General features: G+C 36.0%; 27 protein-coding genes. 11 read left to right on the top strand and 16 right to left on the bottom strand.

The annotated features are described in order from the left end of the window. Positions 1 to 13: 13 nt before the first annotated feature. The 4 genes from pdeM to EV197_RS01225 are packed head-to-tail and all read right to left on the bottom strand — an operon-like array spanning position 14 to position 5,778. On the bottom strand, positions 14 to 649 hold the full coding sequence (gene pdeM / locus EV197_RS01240) for a ligase-associated DNA damage response endonuclease PdeM (RefSeq protein ID WP_130284918.1): 636 nt from the start codon (positions 647 to 649) through the stop codon (positions 14 to 16). A gap of 23 nt (positions 650 to 672) precedes the next feature. After that, on the bottom strand, positions 673 to 3,135 hold the full coding sequence (locus EV197_RS01235; protein WP_130284917.1) for a ligase-associated DNA damage response DEXH box helicase: 2,463 nt from the start codon (positions 3,133 to 3,135) through the stop codon (positions 673 to 675). A gap of 19 nt (positions 3,136 to 3,154) precedes the next feature. Then, a complete protein-coding gene (locus tag EV197_RS01230; protein ID WP_130284916.1) occupies positions 3,155 to 4,753 on the bottom strand; it encodes an ATP-dependent DNA ligase in 1,599 nt (532 codons plus the stop codon). Then, the gene (locus EV197_RS01225; RefSeq protein ID WP_130284915.1) at positions 4,750 to 5,778 is read right to left on the bottom strand and encodes a ligase-associated DNA damage response exonuclease; all 1,029 of its coding nucleotides are present in this window, start codon (positions 5,776 to 5,778) and stop codon (positions 4,750 to 4,752) included. The genes EV197_RS01230 and EV197_RS01225 overlap by 4 nt, the downstream gene beginning before the upstream one ends. 258 nt (positions 5,779 to 6,036) lie before the next feature. Between EV197_RS01225 and EV197_RS01220 the strand changes: the two genes are divergently transcribed. After that, positions 6,037 to 6,468 (top strand): tellurite resistance TerB family protein, encoded by a 432-nt coding sequence (locus EV197_RS01220; protein ID WP_130284914.1) that lies wholly within the window; start codon positions 6,037 to 6,039, stop codon positions 6,466 to 6,468. Positions 6,469 to 6,567: 99 nt separating this feature from the next. On the opposite strand, the gene fbp is transcribed toward EV197_RS01220, so the two are convergent. Continuing rightward, positions 6,568 to 7,572 carry a class 1 fructose-bisphosphatase gene (gene fbp, locus EV197_RS01215; RefSeq protein WP_130284913.1) on the bottom strand — a complete coding sequence of 335 codons (1,005 nt, stop codon included), beginning with the start codon at positions 7,570 to 7,572 and terminating at the stop codon, positions 6,568 to 6,570. Positions 7,573 to 7,746: 174 nt separating this feature from the next. Between fbp and EV197_RS01210 the strand changes: the two genes are divergently transcribed. From EV197_RS01210 to EV197_RS01200, 3 genes are read left to right on the top strand one after another with little or no spacing between them, the layout of a single operon-like run. Then, entirely contained in the window at positions 7,747 to 8,229 is a 483-nt protein-coding gene (locus tag EV197_RS01210) for a GNAT family N-acetyltransferase (RefSeq protein ID WP_130284912.1), read from the top strand. After that, positions 8,230 to 9,489, top strand: coding sequence for an aspartate kinase (locus EV197_RS01205; protein WP_130284911.1), 1,260 nt, complete (start codon positions 8,230 to 8,232; stop codon positions 9,487 to 9,489). 43 nt (positions 9,490 to 9,532) lie between these two features. Then, the gene (locus tag EV197_RS01200) at positions 9,533 to 11,341 is read left to right on the top strand and encodes a GNAT family N-acyltransferase (RefSeq protein WP_130284910.1); all 1,809 of its coding nucleotides are present in this window, start codon (positions 9,533 to 9,535) and stop codon (positions 11,339 to 11,341) included. A 13-nt stretch (positions 11,342 to 11,354) separates the two neighbouring features. Here EV197_RS01200 and EV197_RS01195 read toward each other — a convergent pair whose 3' ends face one another. The 6 genes from EV197_RS01195 to EV197_RS01170 all read right to left on the bottom strand — a co-directional run bounded on the left by EV197_RS01195 (position 11,355) and on the right by EV197_RS01170 (position 14,992). Beyond that, on the bottom strand, positions 11,355 to 11,765 hold the full coding sequence (locus EV197_RS01195) for an arsenate reductase ArsC (RefSeq protein WP_130284909.1): 411 nt from the start codon (positions 11,763 to 11,765) through the stop codon (positions 11,355 to 11,357). A gap of 17 nt (positions 11,766 to 11,782) precedes the next feature. After that, a complete protein-coding gene (locus tag EV197_RS01190) occupies positions 11,783 to 12,280 on the bottom strand; it encodes a GNAT family N-acetyltransferase (RefSeq protein ID WP_130284908.1) in 498 nt (165 codons plus the stop codon). Between the two features lie 15 nt (positions 12,281 to 12,295). Next, positions 12,296 to 12,784 carry a DUF6428 family protein gene (locus EV197_RS01185; RefSeq protein ID WP_130284907.1) on the bottom strand — a complete coding sequence of 163 codons (489 nt, stop codon included), beginning with the start codon at positions 12,782 to 12,784 and terminating at the stop codon, positions 12,296 to 12,298. 13 nt (positions 12,785 to 12,797) lie between these two features. Then, the gene (locus EV197_RS01180) at positions 12,798 to 13,124 is read right to left on the bottom strand and encodes an ArsR/SmtB family transcription factor (protein WP_130284906.1); all 327 of its coding nucleotides are present in this window, start codon (positions 13,122 to 13,124) and stop codon (positions 12,798 to 12,800) included. 4 nt (positions 13,125 to 13,128) lie between these two features. After that, positions 13,129 to 14,568, bottom strand: a complete 1,440-nt coding sequence (locus tag EV197_RS01175) for a pyridoxal phosphate-dependent decarboxylase family protein (protein WP_130284905.1) — start codon at positions 14,566 to 14,568, stop codon at positions 13,129 to 13,131. Between the two features lie 88 nt (positions 14,569 to 14,656). Continuing rightward, positions 14,657 to 14,992 (bottom strand): NINE protein, encoded by a 336-nt coding sequence (locus tag EV197_RS01170; protein ID WP_130284904.1) that lies wholly within the window; start codon positions 14,990 to 14,992, stop codon positions 14,657 to 14,659. 244 nt (positions 14,993 to 15,236) lie between these two features. Here EV197_RS01170 and EV197_RS01165 point away from each other — a divergent pair, with 244 nt between their 5' ends. Beyond that, positions 15,237 to 15,620: a DUF805 domain-containing protein gene (locus EV197_RS01165; RefSeq protein ID WP_130284903.1), complete on the top strand. Its 384-nt coding sequence runs from the start codon at positions 15,237 to 15,239 to the stop codon at positions 15,618 to 15,620. 90 nt (positions 15,621 to 15,710) lie between these two features. Here the strand turns inward: EV197_RS01165 and EV197_RS01160 are convergent, their stop codons facing one another. Continuing rightward, the gene (locus EV197_RS01160) at positions 15,711 to 16,088 is read right to left on the bottom strand and encodes a VOC family protein (RefSeq protein WP_130284902.1); all 378 of its coding nucleotides are present in this window, start codon (positions 16,086 to 16,088) and stop codon (positions 15,711 to 15,713) included. Positions 16,089 to 16,111: 23 nt separating this feature from the next. Continuing rightward, positions 16,112 to 16,567, bottom strand: coding sequence for a DUF1801 domain-containing protein (locus EV197_RS01155; protein ID WP_130284901.1), 456 nt, complete (start codon positions 16,565 to 16,567; stop codon positions 16,112 to 16,114). 343 nt (positions 16,568 to 16,910) lie between these two features. Between EV197_RS01155 and EV197_RS01150 the strand changes: the two genes are divergently transcribed. Continuing rightward, positions 16,911 to 18,974, top strand: coding sequence for a T9SS type A sorting domain-containing protein (locus EV197_RS01150; RefSeq protein WP_130284900.1), 2,064 nt, complete (start codon positions 16,911 to 16,913; stop codon positions 18,972 to 18,974). Between the two features lie 95 nt (positions 18,975 to 19,069). Here EV197_RS01150 and EV197_RS01145 read toward each other — a convergent pair whose 3' ends face one another. Further along, on the bottom strand, positions 19,070 to 20,011 hold the full coding sequence (locus EV197_RS01145; RefSeq protein ID WP_130284899.1) for a 2-hydroxyacid dehydrogenase: 942 nt from the start codon (positions 20,009 to 20,011) through the stop codon (positions 19,070 to 19,072). Between the two features lie 142 nt (positions 20,012 to 20,153). Here EV197_RS01145 and EV197_RS01140 point away from each other — a divergent pair, with 142 nt between their 5' ends. From EV197_RS01140 to EV197_RS01130, 3 genes are all read left to right on the top strand, one after another. After that, entirely contained in the window at positions 20,154 to 21,059 is a 906-nt protein-coding gene (locus tag EV197_RS01140) for a hypothetical protein (RefSeq protein ID WP_130284898.1), read from the top strand. An 18-nt stretch (positions 21,060 to 21,077) separates the two neighbouring features. After that, positions 21,078 to 21,779: a glycoside hydrolase family 25 protein gene (locus EV197_RS01135; RefSeq protein WP_130284897.1), complete on the top strand. Its 702-nt coding sequence runs from the start codon at positions 21,078 to 21,080 to the stop codon at positions 21,777 to 21,779. Positions 21,780 to 22,019: 240 nt separating this feature from the next. Further along, positions 22,020 to 22,454, top strand: a complete 435-nt coding sequence (locus tag EV197_RS01130) for a hypothetical protein (protein WP_130284896.1) — start codon at positions 22,020 to 22,022, stop codon at positions 22,452 to 22,454. A gap of 105 nt (positions 22,455 to 22,559) precedes the next feature. On the opposite strand, the gene EV197_RS01125 is transcribed toward EV197_RS01130, so the two are convergent. Continuing rightward, a complete protein-coding gene (locus EV197_RS01125; RefSeq protein ID WP_130284895.1) occupies positions 22,560 to 22,955 on the bottom strand; it encodes an acyl-CoA thioesterase in 396 nt (131 codons plus the stop codon). Between the two features lie 122 nt (positions 22,956 to 23,077). Here EV197_RS01125 and EV197_RS01120 point away from each other — a divergent pair, with 122 nt between their 5' ends. Both EV197_RS01120 and EV197_RS01115 read left to right on the top strand, forming a co-directional pair. Then, entirely contained in the window at positions 23,078 to 23,269 is a 192-nt protein-coding gene (locus EV197_RS01120) for a hypothetical protein (RefSeq protein ID WP_130284894.1), read from the top strand. Positions 23,270 to 23,544: 275 nt separating this feature from the next. Then, a complete protein-coding gene (locus EV197_RS01115; RefSeq protein ID WP_130284893.1) occupies positions 23,545 to 23,739 on the top strand; it encodes a hypothetical protein in 195 nt (64 codons plus the stop codon). Positions 23,740 to 23,789: 50 nt separating this feature from the next. Here EV197_RS01115 and mgtE read toward each other — a convergent pair whose 3' ends face one another. Beyond that, on the bottom strand, positions 23,790 to 25,145 hold the full coding sequence (mgtE, locus tag EV197_RS01110) for a magnesium transporter (protein ID WP_130284892.1): 1,356 nt from the start codon (positions 25,143 to 25,145) through the stop codon (positions 23,790 to 23,792). Positions 25,146 to 25,233 lie beyond the last annotated feature (88 nt).

The following is a 25,233-nucleotide window of genomic DNA, read 5'->3' as shown; positions in this document are numbered from 1 at the left end:
ATCTGAAGTGAAATTAAGAAACTATTATTACTTCTTTTGAAGTAATTGCATATACTTTATCTTCTTCTTCGGGTTCAAGTACATAAATACCGGTAAAGACTCCAAACGCGGGAAGAATCAATTGATTCGGTTTCTGAAAAAAGCACGGCAGTTTTAAACGTTGTTTACCTAATCCTTGTAACTGTACTCCGGGATGGATGTGACCGCAAAAATTAAAAAAACCAGCACGCTCTTCGGGGTGATGCGTTAATAAAATAGAATCTATAGTTAGTTCTGTTCCGGTTTTAATTCCAAGATCTTGATACTTGCGTTCATCAATTATATCATGATTTCCTATAAGTAAAAGTATATCAGATTCTTGTTTGGCTATCCAAGCTTCAAAAAATTGCCATTCTGTGTTTTTGTAACTATGAAAAAGATCTCCTAAAAAGCAGACCTTTTGAGGTTGAAAAAAGGCTATCACCTCATCTAATTGCTCAAAATTTTTAAATATGGCTGCTGCTGGTATTGCACTACCGTGTTTTCTAAAGTGTGATATCTTACCGAGATGAACATCTGCGATGAGCAACATCGCTTTTTCTTTCCAATACATAACTCCGAATGGATGCAATAGGAAGGTTTGATCTTTTATGCAGATGGTTTGGGTCATTTTTATGGTACTTATTCCTAGCGCTACTTTTTGGTTAACAAAGTTATCATCTTTTTGATACGATCTTCGAGTTTTTCGCTAGATAACTTTTCGCGCAATCGATCTGTAATAATCGGAAAAGAAAAGGGAGTGGGTTTGCTACAAGATTTCCAAATGATGGTTTGTCCTTCGATTCTTAGTAAGGCTTCCGCTAGTCGCCCTTCTTCAAGCTGATGTTCAAAGGTTTCAATGAATGCTTGCTGATACAACAAATTATCTGCTTCAAAATCTCTAAACACATTAAATAACAGTTGAGAACTCGATTGAAGATGTTTGCTTTTAAGTAATTTATTGGGGTAACCCGTAAATACCATACCTGAGATTACGGCAATATCCCTAAATTTCCTACGCGCCATTTCGGTGGCATTCAAACTTTTTTGGAGATCCTGGTGTAAGTCTTGCATGGTAAAAAGATTATTGTCAAGTACAGCCTGCATATCTATTTCTTGATCCGAAAGGAGTTCAAATCCATAATCGTTAAATGCTATAGAAAATGAAATAGGAGATAGTAAACTGATGCGATAAGCAATGAGACTGCCTAAAGCCTCGTGTACAAAACGTCCTTCAAAAGGATAAAATATAGCGTGGTATCCTTCACGAGTTTTAAAGGTTTCAATTAGAAATTGTTCCTCTGCTGGAATAATACTTTCCTTTTGTTGTTCTTTAAAGATATGCGATAGTGCTTTTAACTCGTTTGAAGATGCTTGGTTGGCTGAGGCTTTATACAATTCTTGCCTAAGCAGTGCTGACATTTGCGAAGTAAGGGTTAATCTTCCGCCCATCCAACTGGGTACTTTTGATGTTTTTTTAGTTGATTTTCTAACCAATACTTTCATTTCTTTGATACGCACTAATTCTAAATTTCTTCCGGCAAAAGTAAATACGTCCCCAGGTTTTAATTTAGAAATAAACCATTCTTCAATGCTGCCAATGTATCCACCTTTGAGATATTTTACAGTAAGTACGGCATCACTAACAATGGTGCCAATTTGAAGTCGATGTCGCATCGCGGTTCCTCTATTGTTAATTTTAAAAAGCCCATCATCTAGTATTTCAACCTTTTTGTATTCATCATAGTTTTGAAGGCTTTGACTTCCTACTGTGATAAATCCTAGAATCCAGTTCCATTGGTCATCAGTAAGGGCCTGGTAACAAAATGTACTTTTGATTTCCGGAAAAATTTCTTCAGGATGAAATCCATCTGAAACTGCCAGAGTAGTGAGGTACTGAATTAACACATCAAAGCTATTGAGATAAGGAATGCGATCTTCCACGGTATTTTCTTTAACCGCTTCTTGCAAAGCTGAGGCCTCGACTAATTCAATAGCATGTGTTGGCAAAAAGTAAATCACACTGGTTTTGCCGGGTTGATGACCGCTTCTACCAGCACGTTGTAAAAATCGGGCAACTCCTTTTGGGCCACCAATTTGGATAATTGTTTCTACGGGGGCAAAGTCAACTCCCAGGTCAAGACTGGAGGTACAAACCACTGCAGTAAGACTTTCGTTTCGAATCGCTTGTTCTACCCAAAGCCTGGTTTCTTTATTGATGCTACCGTGATGCATGGCAATTTCACCAGCAAATTCTGGGTATTGGGCTAATATTTTCTGAAACCAGATTTCGCATTGGCTTCTGGTATTGGTAAAAAGCAGGGTCGTTTTGCTTTTTTTGATAATAGGTATAACTTCATCTAAGAGGTGAATCCCCAAATGTCCTCTCCAGGGGAAGGTTTCCATTTCTTTGGGAATAATACTTTCAACCTTAATTTTTTTGTTGAGGTTTGCTTTGATAAGGGTTGAATTGACAAAAGATTTACTTTCGGGTCCTAACAACACTTGTTGTGCCTGTTCTAAATTCCCTATTGTAGCCGAAATTCCCCAAATTCTAATTGAGGAGTTTATTGATTTTAATCGAGATAGTGCTAATTCGATTTGCACGCCTCTTTTGGTTCCTAATAGCTCGTGCCATTCATCAATGATGATAGCTTCACAATTTTTAAAAGTCTTATCATATCCTTTAGAGGCCAACAAAAGCTGAAGACTTTCAGGGGTAGTGATCAGTAGATCTGGCATATTTCTTTTCTGCTTTGCTCGCTCTTTTTGATCGGTATCTCCTGTTCGTATGCCAACAGTCATTTGAGTACCTAGATCATCAGCAAAACGCTCGGCAGCTTGCTTAATTTCTTGCGATAGTGCTCGTAGCGGAGTAATCCAGATTGCTTTTAGCCCTTTTTTATGTTTTGTTTTATAATCCGGATTGTTTTTGATGTAATTCAATACTACAGGCACCCATAGTGCATAGGTTTTTCCGCTTCCTGTAGGTGCATTGAGTAATCCGTTTTTTCCCTTCATAAAAGCCTCCCAGGTTTGCTTTTGAAACGGAAAGGCTTTCCAACCTTGTTGATCAAACCAGTGCAATGCGATTTCAAAAAGTTCTTTTTTTGTCATATAAAGAATGCGTTGAGGTTTAACCAGGGATAAGATTTTTTAGCTCTTCAAGGCTGTTGGCGTCTTCAATTTTTTTGTCTTTTCTCCAGCGCAAAATTCTTGGAAATCGGGTAGCGACACCACTTTTATGTCTTTTAGAATGCGCAATACCTTCAAAAGCAATTTCAAAAACTAATTCAGGCGTCACACTGCGTACGGGTCCAAAACGCTCTACTGTATTCGCTTTTATAAAGCGATCGACTTGTCTAAATTCTGCATCCGTAAGACCAGAATACGCCTTCGCAAACGTGACCAATTCACTTTTATCATCATTCCATAAGCCAAAGGTATAATCGGTAAATAGGTTTGAACGTCTACCATGACCGCGCATAGCATAGGTCAATACAGCATCTATAGTTAGTGGATCTACCTTCCACTTCCACCAATCACCTTTCTTTCTTCCTACTAAATAAGGAGAATCTTTTCTTTTGAGCATTAACCCTTCGGAATGTAGTGCTCTGGATTTACTGCGTTCCTCGGCTACTTCTTGCCAATTGTTAAAAGTCATTTTTTGTGACAGGTGTAAGGGATTATCACCCGATTGTTGTACTTGTTGATATAATTCTTCTAGTTTTTTTCTGCGATCGCTATAGGGTTTTGTTCTTTGATCTTTTCCCTGCCATTCTAAAATATCATAAGCTTTTAGTATTACCGGTGTTTTCTTCAAGAGCGCTTTTGATACTGTTTTTCTACCAATCCTGGTTTGTAAATCATTGAAGGTTCCGATTTGACCCTTTGGAAAGGGTAGGATTTCTCCATCCAGTACCGTACCATCAGGAATTAACTCAGTGAACACTTCAAATTCAGGGTATTTGTCAGTTACCAATTCCTCACCACGACTCCAGACAAATAGCTCCCTATCTCTAACAATAACCTGAGCTCGGATACCATCCCATTTATGCTCCGCATACCAATCTTTTACATCGCCTAGTGCTTCAATTTTATCTTCTAGCGCATAGGCAAGATAAAAGGGGTAAGGTTTAGAGATATAATCCGATGCTTTTTCTTCTAATACCAGGTCATTGAATGAAATCTCATTAGGATTCCAATTACCCATGAGTTTGTATGCTAAGATGTCTTGATCTATACCTGTGGCTTTGGCTAAAGCTTTGGTCATTAATTTTTGGCTAACTCCTATGCGAAAACTACCTGTTATGAGTTTGCTAAAAACAAATCTTTCGTAGTAATTTAGCTTGGTCCAATTTTGAAATAAATAGGCCTTTTTTTCCGCTTCTGGTTTTTGCTTTAATGCAATAATTTCTTCTAAAAATGTGGTTAAACTTTTTTCAGAATTGGTGGTTGAGTTTGGTATGATTAAGGCTATCGTTTCTGCCAGATCACCTACAATATGATAGGATTCCTCAAATAGCCAAAGTGGAATATTAGCCAATTCTGAAGCCCAGGTTCGCAGTAGTGTAGTATTTACAGGCCTAGGAGGTCGTCTATGGGATAATATAGCAATGGTCCATACTTTATCTTTAGCTGGAGCTACTTTAAAATACTCGGCTAATGCATCTACCTTAGCATTGGTTTTATTGGTACTATCTAGTTGCTTGATAAGGGTTGCAAAGCGCTTCATTCGGTCACCTCACTTTCTTTTTTTTGTTCCAATTCAGAAAGTTCCCCCTCGTATTGTGTTTTTTCAGTTCGGGCATCATACCCGAGCTCTTGTAAATACTTAGTGAATATTTCAGTATAGCCATGTGTGCTAATAATGGTTGTCGCTTCGGTTGCTTCGATAGCTTTTAGCAACGCGTGCCAATCGCAATGATCAGATAACACAAAACCTTTGTCGATAGCTCTTCTTCTGCGAGCACCTCTAAACGCCATCCAGCCACTGGCGGACCCTGTAACATAAGGCACCATTTTTTTGATCCAGGGGCTTCCGTGCGTACTTGGAGGAGCTATTACGATATTGCCTAATAACTCTTTTTTTGTAGTGTCTTTAGTGATTCGTGTTGTAGCCGGTAGGTCTGCAAGAGGTCGAATCACTTCGTTCATATTTTCAACTGCCGCGTGCGTATATATTTTTCCTATATCGGTGTCCAAATGTTTAACTAAGCGTTGCGCTTTGCCCAGGCTATAACCAAAAAGCACTGAGGTTTTACCTTCTGCCTGGTTAGTGCTCCACCATTGATTAATATCATCAAAAACTTGCTGTTGTGGAACCCACGAAAATGCAGGTAATCCAAAGGTACATTCCGTAATAAATCCGTTGCATTTCACCGGTTCGTAGGGTACAGAGAGTCCATCATCTTCTAATTTATAATCTCCGGTAAACACCCAAACTTCTCCCTGGTGTTCTACACGGATTTGTGAACTACCCACGATATGACCAGCAGGGTGCAAGCTAAATTTTACATTATTAATGAGAAACGTTTCTCCATAAGCCTTGCCGCTTACTGTAATATCCCCAAGTCGATGTTTTATTATCGGTACATTGGTATGGTGAGTAATGTACTGTTTGTGACCCCAACGGCTGTGGTCTGCGTGTCCGTGGGTAATTATGGCTTTGTCAACAGGTTTCCAGGGATCTAAGTACACCTTAGCTGGTGGACAGTAAATGCCTTTAGATGTAAATTGCAATAAGGGTTTCTTTGCCATAAAATGGGACTGTTTTGACATATTTTTGATCAAAAAGTAAGTTACTAATTTGATTTTTGCTTAAAGTCTATTTTTGAAAACATTAATAACTGTTTTATCTTGATTAATGGCATAATTTTGAGACCTCTTTAGTGTTTTCGATTCGTCTTGCACAACAACTCATTACAGGTCTCTTAGAGGAAGGTTAAAAAACACACATTTTAAATTTTAAAAGGTTTAGAGTTTAGTTATATTTGCGCCAAATTAAACAAAAAGCACATGTCAATATCTGATTTATTTGATAGTGGATTTCAAAAAAGAAATCAAGACCACTTTGCTGCTATCGTAAGAGTTGCGATGAGTGATGGCGTAATTACGGATGAAGAGAAAGCCTTCTTGGACCGTTTAGCACGTAATCTGGATATTTCTGAAAATGATTATAAAGAGATACTTAAAGATTATGCTTCTCACCCTGTGAATCCGCCAACTAGTTATGATCAACGTTTAGAGCGTTTATTCGATTTAGCGCGTATGGTTTATGCGGACCACATCAAAGGAGAAAATCAAGTGGCACTTTTGGAAAAACTGTGTGTAGGCCTTGGCTTTAGTACAGAAAATGTAAAATACGTGGTTGATAAAGCACTAAGCTTAGTAGATCAAGGTGTTGATGGTGATACATTTGCAGAGGAGATAAAGCATATGAACAGGTAATTTACCTTATATATAAAATTCATAAAAGCTACCTTTTTGGTAGCTTTTGTTTTTTTTATGCATCATTTAATAACCTTTGCAGAATTGAAGAAGTATATCCTATCCCTTTTTCATAAACTCTTCCACTTTCTCAACCATTTGTTTGCTTCCGCAAACGAAAGGGATTCTTTGATGAAGTTCAGTAGGTTTTATATCCATAATACGTTGAAATCCATCACTGGCTTTACCTCCTGCTTGTTCTGCTAGGAATGCCATCGGATTACATTCGTATAATAATCTTAATTTTCCATTAGGATAATTAGATATACCTGGATAAATATAAATACCGCCTTTAATCATATTGCGATGAATATCACTGACTAATGAACCTATATATCTAGAGGTGTATGGGCGATCTTCTTTTTCTTCCTGGCAATACTTTATATAATTCTTAATTCCCTGCGGAAAATGTACATAGTTACCTTCATTAACCGAGTAGATTTTTCCATTTTCTGGAAACTTCATGTTAGGATGCGAAAGGTAATAGGTTCCTAGAGCTGGGTTAAGAGTAAAACCATTAACTCCATGCCCTGTGGTGTATACCAGCATAGTCGAAGTTCCATAAATGATATAACCTGCTGCAACCTGTAAATTACCTGGCTGTAGAAAGTCCTCAATGGTGACAGGTGTACCTACTGGAGTGATTCTTCGATACACAGAAAAGATAGTACCAACCGAAACGTTAACATCAATATTTGAACTCCCATCAAGTGGATCAATTAATACGACGTACTTATTTTTATGATCATTTTTTTGCCCTTCGATGGTAATAAAATCATCATTTTCTTCAGATGCAATCCCACATACGATCTCTCTATTGGTAAGCGTTTTGATAAAGGTTTCATTCGCAAACACATCTAGTTTCTGCTGGTCTTCACCTTGAATGTTGGTATCCCCGGCAGCACCCGTTATATCTACCAAACCTGCTTTATTCACCTCGTGATTAACCATCTTAGCGGCTAATCTGATGGAGTTGATGAGCCTAGAAAGCTCTCCACTTGCATATGGAAAATCAGTTTGATTTTCAATAATAAATTCACCTAAGGTTTGGTTTTTTTTGGTCATAATGCGATGTTTTACGAGTGCAAAAGTATTATTTTTTATGAACTATAACGTTTGAATTGAATCAAAAAATTTCGATTCCATCAAGGACAAAGCAAGTCTTCCGTATGAACTTTCTGGTTTTGGAGGTTCAGGTTGTTAATCGAAATGTTTAGTTTTGATAAAATTTATTATACGATGAGTTATATAATTCGAAAGGCTACCAAGGCAGATATGCCACAAGTACTAGACTTAATACAAGAACTTGCTGAGTTTGAAAAAGAGCCAGATGCGGTAGAAGTTACCGTGGAGGACCTTGAAAGGGAAGGATTTGGAGATACTCCAATCTTTACCTGTTTTGTAGCAGAATTAGATAAGCATATTGTGGGAATAGCCTTGGTTTACTATCGCTTTTCAACCTGGAAAGGAAGAACCATACATCTTGAAGACCTTATCGTAAGTGAATCACATAGAGGAACAGGTATTGGAATGGCCTTGTATAAAAAGGTTATGGAGTACGCCAAGGAAAAAGGGGTTAAACGTGTGGAGTGGAATGTATTGGATTGGAATACCAATGCCGTTGCGTTCTACGAAAATACTGGAGCCCACGTTTTAGAGGATTGGAGAGTTGTTCAAATGGATGAAGAAGGTTTAGCTGAATTTGTTACTAAGTATGTATAGATGAAAGTATTTAAGTTTGGAGGGGCTTCAGTAAAAGATGCTGCGGGGGTAAAAAATGTACTTCATATACTTTCCGAATATAAAGACACACCTTTACTTGTGGTGATATCCGCAATGGGTAAAAGTACCAACGCTTTAGAAGCTATTGTAGCGCACTATATGGCAGGTAGTTCTGCATTAGAATTAGCCATTGAGGATTTAAAGAGATACCACATTGATATAGCTGAAGCTGTTTTTATAAAAGGCGACTCAGTATTTGAAAAAATTGACCTATTATTTGATGAACTTAAAGCAACATTAAGGCGGAATAAATCAACGCAATACGATTTTGTTTATGATCAAATTGTAAGCTATGGAGAGCTATTGTCTACAACCATTGTAAGTTGCTACTTAAAAAATAACGGGTTAGATAATGTACTTATTGATGCACGTGATTTTATAAAAACTGACAACGTATATCGAGATGCTAAAGTGAATTGGGAACTCACCAGCATCACTATTAAAAAAGGGTTGCCCAAAAATAATTTACTAATAACACAAGGTTTTATTGCTTCAGAGGCGAATAACTTTACGACAACTTTAGGAAGAGAAGGGAGTGATTATTCTGCTGGTATATTTGCTTATTGCTTAAACGCTGAGAGTGTTAGTATATGGAAGGATGTACCTGGTGTATTGAATGCGGATCCAAGAGTTTTTCATAATACAACCTTACTTGCGCAGATTTCATATAATGAAGCTATAGAAATGGCTTTTTACGGAGCATCTGTAATTCATCCAAAAACCATTCAGCCTTTACAGCGAAAAGAAATACCTTTATATGTCAAATCATTTCAATATCCAGAAGAGAAAGGAACTTCTGTAAAGAAAGGGCAGGCTCTTGATCCTTATGTTCCTTGCTTTATTATTAAAAAGAATCAAATATTACTTTCGTTATCTTCATTAAACTTTTCCTTTATCGTCGAAGATACGATAAGTGAAATTTTTTCAATTTTTCATCAGTATCAGATTAAGGTAGACCTCATACAAAACTCTGCTATCAGTTTTTCGGTCTGTATTGATGATCGATTTGCACATTTCGATAAAATTGTGCCTTTACTAAAATCTAAATTTAAAGTGTCTTATAATATTGGTGTTGATTTATATACTGTCAGGCACTTTAACGAACAAGCTATAAAGCAGTTGGAAAAAGGAAAAGAAGTATTGCTTAAACAGGTTACAAGAGAGACTTGTCAGATTGTAGCAAGGAACAACCAAGTGTAAAAAAACAATTTTCCTATATTTGCAGATAGCACAAAGAACTATAATGCCCATAATAACATCAAAACAGGTAGCCAAGGGGCTAAATTTAGATAAGCTTGGTTTTTTAGGAAGCTTCATTGGTTGGATCATAATTAAAGCTACCCGACTCTCAAAAGTAAATCGCTATTACGATAAAGTAAGCCACTTAGAAGGGCTTGAATTTGTGAATGGTGTACTTAATGATTTTGGTGTTAAATTTGAAATACCTGCTGAAGATCTTAGACGTTTACCCAAAGATGGCGCTTTTATTACGTTATCTAATCATCCATTAGGCGGGCTTGATGGGGTGTTACTTTTAAAATTAATGTTAGAGCATAGAACAGATTATAAGATAATCGCTAATTTCTTATTGCACAGGCTAGTTCCGCTAAAACCTTATGTAATGCCAGTAAACCCTTTTGAAAACCGAAAGGAAGTGCAGTCGAGTTATCAAGGGGTAAAACAAGCATTAGAGCATCTTAAAGAAGGTAAGCCTTTAGGTATTTTTCCGGCTGGGGAGGTTTCTACGAAGCGAGAGGGCAATACATATATCGATAAATCGTGGGAGCCTGGTGCTATGCGATTGGTAAAAAAGGCAAAGGTGCCCGTAATTCCTATATATTTTCATGCACGAAATAGTAGATGGTTTTACCAATTGGCTTCAATTAGTGATACTTTAAGAACGGCTAAATTACCTAGTGAATTATTTACGCAAAATAACAGAACTATAAAAGTAAGAATAGGGAATCCGATCTCTGTTAATGATCAGGAAGAATATAAGGACTTGGAAGATTTCACTAATTTTTTAAGAAAAAAGACATATATGCTCGCAAACCCTTATGCTAAAAAAAGTTTGCGAGAATCCCTACCACATAATTTAAAGCTACCTAAAGCACCTAAGCGTATTGCAGGTGTTGGAAATTTGGCATTAATAGAATCCGAATTAGAATTTTGTCGAGAATATGATAAGAGATTACTGATTAGTAAAAACTATGAGGTGTTCTTAGCCAAGAGGAAGCATATCCCCACTATAGTTAATGAAATAGGTAGGTTACGTGAGATTACCTTTAGAGAAATTGGAGAAGGGACCAATAATGCAACTGATTTAGATAGTTTTGATGATTATTATCACCACATGTTTTTATGGGATAATGAAGCTAATAAATTAGCTGGAGCCTATCGTATGGGTATGGGATCTCAAATTTATAGTCGATACGGCATTAACGGATTTTACTTGCAAGATTTGTTTCGATTTGAGCCGGAGCTGCATAAAATGATGAGCGAGTCCATTGAGATGGGTAGAGCGTTTATTATCAAAGAATATCAGCAGCGACCAATGCCACTATTTTTATTGTGGAAAGGTATTGTACATTGTACACTACGTTTCCCGGAGCATAAGTATTTGATTGGAGGGGTTAGTATTAGTAATAAGTTCAGTAATTTCTCAAAATCCCTGATGATTGAATTTATGAAGTCACATTATTACGATCCTTATGTAGCCCAATATGTACGACCTAAGAAGGACTTTAAGGTAAAACTCAAAGATGCTGATAAAGACTTTGTTTTTGATGAGAGCAAGAGTGACCTCAATAAATTTGATAAGATTATCGATGAGGTAGAGCCAGGAAGTCTTCGTATACCTGTGCTGATCAAAAAATACATTAAGCAAAATGCCAAGGTAGTGGCTTTTAATGTAGATCCACTTTTTAATAATGCAGTAGACGGTTTGATGTATATCAGAATTGCAGATTTACCAGAATCTACCGTAAAACCAGTAATGGAAGAGTTTCAAGCGGAATTAGAGCAAAAATATTTTAAAAACGGGGATCAATAATGCCCCCGTTTTTTTAGTATAGCTTAGCTACGAAGTCTTTGCAATATTCCTTTATTTGATTTCTAGTTTTAGTAAACGCTGCGTGTATTTCTTCTTCACTGCCTTCAACCTTAGAGGGATCAAAGAAATTGTAATGTAAACGTTCTGCCTTGCCAGGAAAAAATGGACAGCGCTCATTGGCATTATCACAGACGGTAATGATATAGTCAAATGAGATATCGAGATATTCTTCAAGATTGTTAGAAGTATGGTTGGAGATGTCAATACCATCTTCTTGCATAATGGCTATTGCTTTTGGGTTTACACCATGCGTTTCTACTCCGGCACTATAAATTTTTGCTTTATCACCTGCAAAATGATTTAAGTAACCGTGTGCCATTTGGCTTCTGCAGGAATTACCTGTGCATAAAACTAAAATGTTCATCCTATTGTTTTGATTGGTTAAATTATGTTCTTATTTCTTTTTTCCATTAAAATATTATCGTACCACTTACCATTTCGTTGACCTACTTTTTCTCGATAGCCAATTTCTCTAAATCCTAATTTTTTATGAAGCATAATGCTACTCGTATTTTCAGTAAAAATACTGGATTGTAAGGTCCATATGCCCTCAATCTCACTTTGGGCTATAAGTCGGGTTAACAGCCAGGTACCAATCCCTTGGCTATGTTGTTCGGGGTCTACATAAACGCTAACTTCAGCAACCCCGTGATATACATACCGCTTAGAAACAGGAGATAATGCAGCCCAACCAATGATCTTATCATCTGTTACAGCTTTAAATCTGCAATGTTGAAAATGCGTTGCATCCCAATTGGACCAATTTGGTGCTATAGTTTCAAAAGTAGCGATACCAGTATCAATTCCCTTTTGGTAAATATCGGCAATAGCCGTCCAGTCTTGTTTACTGAAGGTTTCTATTCGTATCTTCGGTATCATACCAGTTAAGCTACATTAACAGCATCCATTACCAGGAGCACACGATGTTGCAGTTGCTGTGGTCGTTTCTTCCACAACACCGCAAGCTTCTTTTGCTTTACAATCTGTGGGGTTAATAGCTAATTTAAGAATCAAATTAGAACCTTTTAATTCGTAATCAGTAACGTGAAGTTGAGCGGTGTGAAATACTTTATTGCCATATTCGATTCGCACAACGGCATTGAGGTCATAAGCTTTCTTTTGTCCCACTTTATTGAGGATACCTAGCGCTTTGTATGCGCTCATATAGTCTGTTTTTCCTAATTCTTGAGGACTTTCCCATAGTTGAATAACCGTTTCATTCCAGGAGTCTGTTCCAGCACCACAATCTACAGCGTCTACATTTATGTGTTTTACTTCTGTTATGTGATAATTAGCACCTACCAACATTCCAGGGGCATATTCAAATAAAAGAGATTTACTTTGGTGTTCTTGTAATACATTTAAAAATTCTGATGTTTTCATTTTCTTATATTTTTTAGGAGCAACAATTAATTTTGGTGGTATTAAAAAAGGTATTTAATTCTTTTTGAATGCTATTCCATTGATCTACATCAAGGCAATAGCACATTTTTTTTCCTTCGATTTCGCCTTTCAGCAAACCAATGGTTTTAAGTTCTTTAAGGTGCTGTGATATAGTGGCCTGGGCCAGCCCTATTTCTTCTACCAGGTCATTACAGATACAGCTATCTTGTTTACTGATATATTGTAAAATTGCGATTCTGGCAGGATGCCCTAATATCTTAAATAATTGGGCAAGCTCGTTTTGACGAGATGTAAATATTTGGCTTTTAGTGATTCCCATAGCTCTATGTGTTTTGGGTTATAAACGAGTTCCCCAGAGTCTCAATAATTTCTAGTAACTCCTTAATCTCTTTTACAGAAGTAAAGGGGTTCATTAGGGTAACTCGAAGGTAATTATCGGCATTTAGTAAGGTTTGAACGATATAAAACCTTCCTTCTTCAAGAATAGCTCTTCGGATTTTTAGGTTGATTTGATTATGCTGTTCTTGCGATAAATTTTTATGCGTGTACCTAAAGCAAACGATGTTGGCATCAGGTCTAAGAAAGTTTTCAAGATTATCCTGTTCTTCTACCAATTGATAAAATGTTTTACCCAAGTCGTATAAGGTATCAACGTATTCTTCAAATATGGTATCACCATAGGTTTGTTGGACGATATAGAACTGGATGCTCATCATACTTTTTGTACATTCAAAAGTTCTTTTTGCATAATTATACCATTCTTCATCCTCGGAACTTTCCCATAAGTACTGCGCTTTTTGGTTAAAGGTTTGATAGGAATGTACTTTATTTTTAAACGCTAAGAAGGTCATAATGGATGGCATCATCATCATTTTATGCCCATCAATCACTACAGAGTCAGCTCTGTTAACGCCTTTTACTAGATTTTTATACTTCTTACTATAAATCACCGCACCACCATGAGCCCCATCTACGTGAAACCATAGTTTATGTAACTCACAGAAATCAGCTATTGCTTCAAGATTATCATAAATACCTGTAGATGTGGTAGGAGCACTTCCAATTACAGCGATTACGGTGAGTCCTTGATTGGTAGCCTGAATGTATTTTTCTTCCAATAGCTCTGTCTGCATTCTATATTCACTGTCCACTGGTATTTTAATGATTCCTTTGGTACCAAGTCCCATAATCCTAGCGGCTCTATCAATGCAGTAATGGGCTTCTTCAGAAACCATTACTGCTAGCGCTTTGTCGCTACCTTGTTCCCAAACGTCATCTTTTAGAATTTGTCTTCTTGCCGCCAATAATGCGGTTAAATTAGCTAATGTACCACCGGAGGTTATAAAGCCATCTGATGAAGCATCATAACCAATTTGAGCACATATTTGCTGCATAATTAACTTTTCTAAGGCAGAGGCAGTTGCACCCATTTCGTATACCGCCATCCCATTATTTAAGTAAGCGCTTAATAGACCCGCTAGTGCTGCCAAGGGTAAGGTAGGGGCGACCTGATGCCCCATATATTTTGGATTATGAAGGTTTATGGAGTTTGACAATATAGTTTTGAAAATATCAGTAGCCTCTTGATTTGATTGGGATTGTTGTTGCCAAAAAGCAAGTTGTTCTTCAGGGTTTTTCCAGTTTATGGTTTTCTTTTGAGCTTCAAGCTGTGAATCTTTAAGATGATTGGTAAGTAATTGAATAAGCTGACTACCTTTCTTGGCAAGTGTATTTGGGTTGTATGCTTGTTGTAAAACTGACATAATTAAATATTATAATATTGCAATATTACGATAATAAATACTATTAAAAAAGGTTAAGAAGAGAATCTTAACCTTTTTTTAATCTTATTTAGAACCATGGTTTTTGACCTACTTGATACGTTTGATAAAACTCTTCATCTGATTTGGTAAGGTAAATAATACCTTCAATCAATCCGATAATTCCTCCAAGGCCACAGAGCAAAGATAACAGGATATGGAAAATACCTTCCTTTGTATAGCCAAGAATAAATTTATGGACTCCGAAGCCTCCAAGAAGTATTCCCAAAATACCTGCTAACAGTTTCTTATTTTCATTAGACTCAATGGTTTCTTTAGCGTTATTGGAAAACTCTTTTGCAGTTTCCTTTACTTCTTCAGCGCCTTTTTTAATATCATCTTCCAAATTGTTTTTGTCTTCACTCATAGTTATTTGATTTGTTTACTATTGATTGATGAAAATTACAAAAAAAATATGATTACGTTTTGTTTGCTTGATCAAAAAAGTCCCAATTGTTTACTATTTCTTTCGATTTTAATAAGGCTAGCTACTCACTTTAATTTACTGGGGTGTTTCAATGTTTATGGCTATACCATTGGTTTTACAGCGGGGAAACCCTTCTTAAATAAAAGTTAAAAATTTTATTAAATTTGTGAAAATTTTGATAACTATGTTAGAATATTACTTGAAAGTTGTTAGAGACAACTACGCAAATTTTGAAGGACGTGCTCGACGGTCTGAGTATTGGTACTTTTTGTTGTTCAACTTTTTGATTTATATCGCGCTATTCATACTGTTTGGAGTATTTTCGGCAATGGATATGCCAGAGATCGGCATGATTTTTATGATAGTATATTTTCTATATGCTTTGGCTATGTTTATTCCTGGGATAGCAGTGGCTGTAAGAAGGCTACATGATACAGGAAATAGCGGTTGGATGTATTTTGTTGTGCTTATACCATTTATAGGAGGTATTTGGCTATTAGTCTTGATGGCTACGGAAGGTAATATGGGAGAAAATACTTATGGTCCTGATCCAAAACTCCAAAATTAAAAAAGAATTAAAAACATCTATTTGATAAGCGTTTATGCCTCGATAAGGACCGTATAAACGCTTATCTTTATAGCCTTAGATATCAAAAAATTATCTTGCCGGTTCCCATAATTCGATCTTGTTACCTTCGGGATCGAGTATCCATCCAAATTTACCATATTCGTAAGATTCAATTTCTCCGACGATAATTACCCCTTCTTCTTTGAGAACCGCTATGAGTTTTTCAAGATTTTCAACCCTAAAGTTCATCATGAACTCTTTTTCACTGGGTGCGAAATAGGTGGTGTCTTCCTTAAATGGACTCCATTGGGTACTACCATCTTTACCTTCTTCTTTATCTTTCCATTGAAATGTACATCCATATTCATTTACAGGCAGGCCTAGATGTTTACCATACCATGCTTTAATTTGTTTGGGGTCTTTCGATTTAAAAAAGATACCTCCAAAACCAGTTACACGTTTTTCCATTTTATATCCATTAATTAAGATGTTTATTTTTTTATAACAGCTTCATACATTTCAATCCATTGGTTGGGTGTCATTTTAGTAGCTAATTCTCCAATAAGTTGTAGCGGAATTTGTTCTGGTTTTTTAAACCGTATACAACTTTTACCTATATCGAGTTTGGTAGTTACATATTTAGGATATTCCGCAACAAACCACTCCATGAGTATTGGATCTGCATAAATACCACTATGATAAACAGCTATATAATTTTTTTGCGAAGCTATATTAATAAAGGGTAGTGGAAGTTCTGGGTTACAATGATATCCTGAAGGATATATAGAATGGGGAACTACATAGCCAATCATTCCATAATTCATAGTTTCTTCAAAACCTTCCGGCAAATTATTTTTAATAACAGCTCTCAATTGTTGCATAATTGCTTGCCGTTCTACAGGAATCTGTGTTATATACTCGTCAGGGGTTGCAGCATTGGATTGCATGAAAATTGGTTGTTAAATGGTGATTGATTTTTAAATTAAATTGTTTTTTAAATGATCTTTATGCTTATAGCAGTGTATGCTATTATTAAGACTTACAATATCAATATTTTAAGTGTTGATTACCGAAATAAGCCCTTATAAATTCATCTTAGTATTAGGTTCAAATGACAGTGTATATGTCAATCTTGACCATATCTACCTGTATAAATTTACCAAAAATTAAAATAGAGAGCTAAATGCTATTATGATCAATGGTAACCGTAAGGATAATCATTAATGCTCTTACTTATTCTCTAATAAAATTAATAACTAAATAATCAATTACTCTTAAAACCTTAAAAAAATGAATCGAATTTTACTCTTAAGCGTGCTCTTTTTGATGAACACATTTTATGCTATCCAGGCGCAATATAATCTGGGAGATTTCTACAAGTACTACCAAAGAATCACTGTTAAAGATGTTGGTCGTGTTCTAGATCAGGAGCTTGGCCAGTACGATGGTAATGTTTATGTAGCGAACCATCATGGTGGTAATAACCAACAATGGGTAGTGATGCCTACCTATATTAAGGTAAAGCAGGGCAACGTGGAAATTAGCAGGGATCATATCATTGCTTCCAAACATAATGGTAAAGTACTGGATGTTCATCATAGCAAAAACTTATATTGTTATCCTAGTTTTCATGGAGGAGATAATCAAGTCTTTTCATTAAATTCAAGACCTAGTGATTACTTCGAAATTGCAAGTCCAGCATATATTGGCAAGTTAATGGACAGAACGGGTAGCTCTAGGAATAGAGATCCATTTAATCATCCTGATCAACATAAAGATAATCTCTATTTTTATAATGCTCACGGAGGGAGTAATCAACAATTTAGATTGACAAATCGAACTAGCATTCCAAATCGAATTAGTAGTCTCCGATATGCCAGAACTACGCAAACACCTAAACCTCCAAACCCAACAGGTTTTTATAATCCAGTGGCTCTAGAAACACAAGAAACCTTTATTTCTGAAACTTTAATTCCTTATGCATTGGTAAAAAACGACGCGGGCTTTCCGCCTAATATTCAGGTACAGCGTAGTCCTTATTATAAAATTGAAAGAACACAGTTTTATCAGCTGCCTCAAGCGGTAGGGGATACTCAAACTCAACCAGATCAGATCTACAGGCCTGGTGAAACAATAACCAGGACTATTAAGGTTAAAGCAGGGGTTAAGCAAAGTAAAGTAACAGAGATTTTTAGAAAAATTAATGTAGCCTTCACTTCAGGACAAGAAATCTCAGCGAATATTCCGAAAACACCAATTTCTTTAAAGTCAACGAGGAGTCTTTCTTCAGCTTTTGAGTTGTCTGAAAAGACAATTACTTCGCTTGAAGAAACCTATGAAAAAGAAGAAAGTATATCCACTACTTTTGAGGTTCCAGAAACCCTGAGGGCGGTACATTATGTTTTAGTGGATAGGTATCGACTCAAAAGACTTGATGGTACTGTAATTCTTCAGTGGGATGTAAAAACTAAGATTAAGCACGTTGCTACCTATCCAGAAGCTAATGTTACAGGAGATCCCGGTGGAAGATCCTTTAGAATTCAGCCCAAAACAACTACGAATAGCTACCCAATCTGCTGGAGGGATGTAGTAGGGTTACAAGTCAATGGCAATTCACTTAAGAAAACAAATACAACCTCTTGGTGGAATGCTGGGGCCGCTTCTACAGGTAAGTTACCTTCTGGTAAGGATGGATGGATCGAAATGACAGCCTCAGAAACTAATACTTACCGTATGTTTGGATTATCGCAAACTAATCCGGATGCAACCTGGAACTCTATACAATATAATTTTTACCTTATGACAGGAGGTAACATTAAAATTTATGAAAGCGGTGTTTTCAAGGCAAATGGAGGTACCTATAAGGTTGGTGATAAAATCCGTGTGGAACGTAAAGGAAGCAAAATTTATTATAAGAAAAATGGTGTTGTTATTTATAGCAGCAATACCAACCCTTTTACGTCTCTAATGGCAGATGTAAGTTTATATACTCCTAATGCTACTATTACTAACGCAAGAGCCACTTTTACTTGTTTTGTTCGAAGTCAGGATATGGTTTCTGAGGAAATTCAAAATGCAAAAGAACCCCTGGGTGAAAGCAACCTAACAAAACTTAGTGTAAGCGTGTATCCAAATCCAGGAAATGGTTTATTTACACTTGATTTGAATCAACGCGTTAAGGAAGTTTCCATTCAATTATATGCTGTAAATGGAGCATTAGTATATGATAAAAAATATAGCGGTGATGTTTTAAATAAAGTTGAAATTGATATCACTTCACAGACTGAGGGTGTTTATTTCTTGAAGATCCAGTCAGGCAATGAAATGATTACTAAAAAATTGATCAAAAAATAAAACAAGGAATTTAAAAGGGAAAATTAAAGAGCTCTTCTTTTTTGAAGGGCTCTTTTCTTATTTTAAAATTATGTTTTTAGTTCTCTTACGCTAGCTTAACAAAACTCATTTTTTATTTTATCCACAATGGTTTGTGCTAATTTTTCTTTAGATTCAATGGTCCATCCTGCTACATGCGGACTGAGTAAGACATTAGGCAAGCTTAAGAGTTCGGCAAAAGATTTGGGGATCTCTTCTTTGGTTTGAAATAGATCTTCAAAAGATGTTTTTTCGTATTCGAGTACATCTAATCCTGCACCTAAAATCTTACCATTTTTTAGCGCACTTACCAAATCTGCTGTCACCACACTTTTTCCACGAGCCGTATTAATAAGCCAAAATGATTTTTTAAATTGATTGATAAATTCGGTATTGATCATACCTATTGTTGCAGGTGTTTGTGGCGTATGTAAGCTTAGTATTTCCGTTTTTTCAAATAGTTCGTGCAATGAAACCTGCTTGGCGTCCGCGTTTTCTACATTTTGCTTTATGTCATAACAGATAACCTCTACATCAAATCCTCGTAGTTTTTTAGCGAAAGCCTTGCCCATATTTCCATAGCCAATAATACCAACTGTTCTGCCATCTAATTCAATTCCGCGATGTGCTTCTCGTTGCCATTTACCGCTTCGAACACTACTGTTTGCGGCGTTCAGTTTATTGAAGAGCGAAAGGATCATTCCCAGTGCGTGTTCACCTACTGCGTTGCGGTTACCTTCTGGGGCATTGAATAGCTTAATTCCTAGCTGTTCTGCGATGTCCGTATCTATATTCTCTAATCCTGCGCCTACACGTCCGATAAATTTCAACTTTTTAGCCTTGCCTAAAAAAGCAGCATCAATAGGAAATCTACTGCGAACAATCAGTCCATCATACTGAGCGATGAATTTTTCAATCTCTTCTTTTGGAGAAGTAAAATCTTCAGTGTTTTGAAACCCTAAAGTAGCTAGCTGAGCTACAAGTAAGGGATGATTACTATCAAGGTGTAGAATTTTCATTTAATTTTTGTGATTAAAAAGCAACTTAAATATAGGTGTCTTTTGACTTTATTTTAGATTACCTTAATTTCAGGTGTTTTTACGTTGTTTACTGTCCAGCATTTTCACTATTTTTAGGTGTTACTTAATTAAAACCTAACTCTTGGAACAGAACTCAACAAAATCAGAGGCTGTAAAGCCCTGGTATCTTCACCGATCAAAGATAGTCATAATACTCATTACAGTTGGGTTAATAGCCTTGTCCTTTTACGGCTATTTTCATCAGCAGGCTACTGATTTTTTAACTAAGGTGTCCGGAAGAATATCAGAAAGCTCTGATTTTATAACCGTAATTAATAAGGGGCTGAGCTATGTAGCTTCGTTAAACATTCCAGTAGTAGATGGGTATGCTACAGATGTTGAAAAGGATTTGACAAAAGTTTCTAACTACCTTACCATCGCTCATATTTTGGTAAAATTACAAGTGCTGCTTTTGAAACTGTCCAATATGATGTTTTTTAAAATACTAGCCTTAGTGTTAATAGTAGGCTTATTTTTTGAAAAGCACAAAAAAACAGCGTTTAAGTTGCTGATGATTTGTTTGTTAATCAATCCTGGCTTATCGATCTATGTTAATCTGATTCATAAAACGGCTACAGTGACTAAATTGAATTTAGGAGTAGACCTTCATCAAAAGTTATCTGAAATTAAACTTGATTTTACCAAGAAGGAACAAGAATTGAAAGATAAGCAAGATAAACGCAAGGCTAAGCAGTTGGCCGCTGCAGAAAAAAAAGGAAAAGACCATATTAGTTTTTTTAAAAAAGCTGAGGATGCAGTCTTGGATACGGTAGAGGATGCTGGTGCTAAGGTTAAAGAAGAGGTAAAGTTAGCTGAGGAGATTGTAACAATAGATACGGAAAGCCTGCTCGTTCATCTTGTCAATCTCATAACGGCGATTGCATTACTGTACCTGCTACTTCCGTTGCTTTATTTTTATATTATGAATCTAGTGCTTAAAAATGTCTTGCAATTTTCGTTAAATGATATTGTAGACAGCATATTGTAACCCTTAATAAATAAATCTATGAAAAACCTAGTCATTTTATGCTTACTCCTCAGTATAGTTACGCCTTCCTGTAAAGACACCTATAAACCAGAACAAGGACCAATATTAGGTATTGATGTATCTCACTTTCAGGGTGAAGTAGACTGGAAAACCATTAAAAATCATAATATTTCTTTTGCCTACGCTAAGGCTACTCAAGGCACCCATTTTGTAGATCCTAAATTTAAAGAAAATCAAAAAAACACCAAGCTGGCAGACTTAAAGCACGGATCCTATCATTTTTATATATCCAATGAAAATCCTGCTTTGCAAGCCGAGCATTACATAAAAACAATTCAGGATCTTGAAGAGGGACAGATGTTACCTATGCTTGATCTAGAAATGGGGGGTATGAAAGGATCAGTATCTATAGCTCAATTTCAAGAAGATGTGATCAAATGGTTGACGATCGTAGAAGAAAAATTAGGAGCAAGACCTATCATATATACAAATAATCCCTTTGCGAATAAATATTTGGACCATCCAAAGTTTGCTAAATATCATTTATGGTTAGCAGAGTATGGAGTTAAAAATCCAAGAACACCAAAAACCTGGAAACAAAAAGGATGGGCAATATGGCAACGTTCTGAGAAAGGCACCATTACCGGCGCACACGGACAGGTTGACCATGATATTGTCAATGAAACATATTCTTTAAAAGATTTAACCCATCGACCGTAACGGTTATAAAAGATGTATTATTTATACTAGTATATTGCGGTTCTTTTTATAACTGAGTGATTTTTTGACCGTATTTAATTAAAATTTCTGCAATAACGTTAAAAAAATAAGATAATATTAGTTTTTGGCTTTAAACAATAGAGAACTAATATTTTTTGTACCTTTCGATCAGGAAAAAAGTAGTATTTTTTTGTAACGAAATACTATGTTAAACGTAATTGAAATACCCAAATTTAGTATATGAAAAAAATAGCTTTATTATTACTTGCAGGAATCCTAGTATTAAGTTGTAAAACCCAAGAGAACTCCTCTAATACGGATGTAATAACAGAAGGAGAAGACTTCTCATTTGAAGAAGATATTGTTATCGGAGGTACGGTAATTAATAAGAAGAGAGAAAAAATTAGTTATGCCGCTGTTAAGTTAATCGTTAATGATGAAAAATGTATCAGTACTTCAACCGATAAAAAAGGAAAATTCGAAATATTCGTTGATCCTAGTAAACTGACGGATGAGTCATTTTTAGAAATTGTATATCAAGGATATTCCAAAAAAGTAGTTTCTAAGGAAAATGCAATTAAGTGGAATTCTTTCACTCTGAGAGAAGAAGATAGTATTGTAACTATAGTAGAGTACAGACGTTATTATGACGTAATGAAGGATTGTAATAATTAGTCGGTAGGTAAAATATTTAAAATCAAAGAAAGATGCATATTCGAATACGCATCTTTTTTTATGTCCAATAATTTTTATACTTCATGAAAGTTTAATGTCTCATAGCTATGAAAATAGATTGCTAATTTCTTCCGTAATGCGTACGGGCTTAAGCCTTTTCTTTTCCAATAAACACCAGGTAGTTTTTGCGGTTAAAATTAGCTGTCCGGTTTTTGCTAAGGTGATTTTAGTGTGCCTTTCGCTTTTAGCACCTTTATGGTTTTCAATCCAGGTTTCCATTAATAATTCATCATTGTAAACTGCGGGATAGTGATACTCAATGTAGTGATTTAATACTACCCATACGTAAGTCGATCTGGTATTTTCAGACGTTTTAGATTCCCAATGTTTTTTTGCAATGTCCTGAACCCATTGTAAATAGACCACATTATTCACATGTTTCATGTCATCTAAATGAGAGACGGTAACGCGTATTGTGTCTGTAAAGGGAGTTGATTTCATAGATGAAAAAGTATAAATATCAGAATAATTGTCAGTTTTGTGGAATTTAAGTGCTTTAAATTTACCAAAATTGAACTAAAGTGATTCGCTTTAGGAATTTAAACCTAAATACAATTTACACAATGAAATCTAATCTATTGAACATTCAAGGAGTAACTGTTTTATCTAAGAAAACTCAAAAAATGGTTAAAGGTCAAAAGGGCGTGGATATATCCCTATGTGACTGTAGCTGCAGTGGATCTGTTACCGGACCTATTTATTGTAGCTGGTATATCGCTTGTCCACAAGTATATACGTGCCAAGAAACATTTTAGTTAAACGCTCGATGAAGTAGGGGAGAAAAACAAGTCAATACTGGCTTGTTTTTTTATATCTCAGAAATAGAACTAGCAATATAAATGAATCACAATATTTTTTAAAACTTCAAGATATTCAAGAGCATAAACTTCTGTGTTAGTGGTAGTTTTAATAAGGCTAATTATTAAATTTTTAAGGTAATGTAAAATGTATTTTAAATTGCAAAAAGAGGTATTTACCAGGGACAATCTTTTTATAAATTTGGCTACTCAAACATTAAATATATCACACAATGAAAACCAATTTATTAAACATTAAAGGAGTTACCGTATTATCAAAAAAAAGTCAGAGCACCGTTAAAGGTGAGGGGTGTGGAGTAGACCTATCTCTTTGCGGTTGTAGCTGTAGTGGTTCTGTTACTGGGCCATTCTATTGCTACTATTTTACTGCTTGTCCACAGATTTATACTTGCGATGAAGCCATTTAAAGTTTGGTAAAAATTTTAAGTTGAACAAGCCTATTTTTAGGCTTGTTTTTTTATATCCCTAAAATAACTTTGGCGATATAAAAGAATAGAAAAATACCAAAAATATCATTACTAGTTGTAATAAAAGGTCCTGTGGCGATAGCAGGATCGATACCTCGTTTGTCAAGAATGATTGGAACAAAAGTGCCTATCAATGCTGCAACAATAATTACACTCATCAATGCTATGGCAATGGTAAAACTGAAATTAAGCTCATAACCCATAGCAAAACCAAATATGATGATTAAAATCGCTAGCGCTGATCCGTTTATTAAGCTAAGTCCAACTTCTTTAATCAAGCGATTCAGTAAACTTCCTTTTACAGCATTATTAGCCAAACCTTGCACAATGATAGCGGAAGATTGTACTCCTACATTACCTGCCATGGCAGCAATAAGCGGAGTATAGAAAAATAAACTTTTATAATTGGGCTCTGTCATTATCTCTTCATAGCCTTCCATAATAAAGACACTGCCTAAACCACCAAAAAGCCCCAATACTAGCCAAGGCAGGCGTGCTCTGGTGAGCTGCCAAACATTATCATCGGCTTCCACATCCTGAGAGATACCTGCAGCCATCTGATAATCCTTTTCGGCTTCTTCTTTAATAAAATCAACAATATCATCAATAGTAATCCGCCCAACGAGTATTCCATTTTTATCAATTACAGGTATAGCTTCGAGATCATATTTTTGCATGATTCGCGCCACTTCTTCTCCTTCCGTTTCTACGTTGACATAATCTACTTTAGGAATAAAAATATCGCTGATATGTGATTTGGCATCCGCGGTTAATAAATCTTTAAGTGATAACCTACCGATCAGAACTCCTTTTTTATCTACTACATATATCGAGTGCACTCTGGTCACATTTTTGGCTTGCCTACGCATTTCTCTGACGCAGCCTGCGACCGTCCAGGTTTCTTTAACTTTCACCAACTCTTTGGCCATTAATCCACCGGCAGAGGTTTCTCCATAAGAGAGCAGCTCTACTATATTTCCGGCGTGTTCTGGATCTTCAATTGCAGAAATTACACTTTCAGCCAATTCATCGGATAACTCTGCGATAACATCAGCGGCATCATCAGTATCCATTTCTTCTAACTCTCCGGCGATTTCTTTGGCAGAAAGATTTTCTAAAATGCGTTCTCTTAAATCATCCTCGAGCTCCATAAGGGCCTCAGAGGTTTTTTCACTATTTAAGATTTTGATAAGATAAGTCGCCTCTGTAAGCTCTAGTTCTGAAGTGATTTCAGCAATATCGGCAAAGTGATAATCATTTAGTAACCTTTTGAGCTCTTGGTTGTTTTCCTGTTCAATCAGGGATTTAACATTTTCTAAAAGTTCTTCAGTTACTTCAAAAGCCATAGGCAGATTTTGTTTGGATACTTGTCTTAATGAACACAAAGATAGCCAAAGAAATCCACAGCAGTCAATATTTAGGGTAAATCTATTA

Origin of the sequence: Aquimarina brevivitae (genome assembly GCF_004216895.1) — a bacterium.
Classification (GTDB): Bacteria; Bacteroidota; Bacteroidia; order Flavobacteriales; family Flavobacteriaceae; genus Aquimarina; species Aquimarina brevivitae.
Note: the sequence above shows the minus strand (reverse complement) of the source record. Positions and strands in the feature narration are given on the sequence as shown.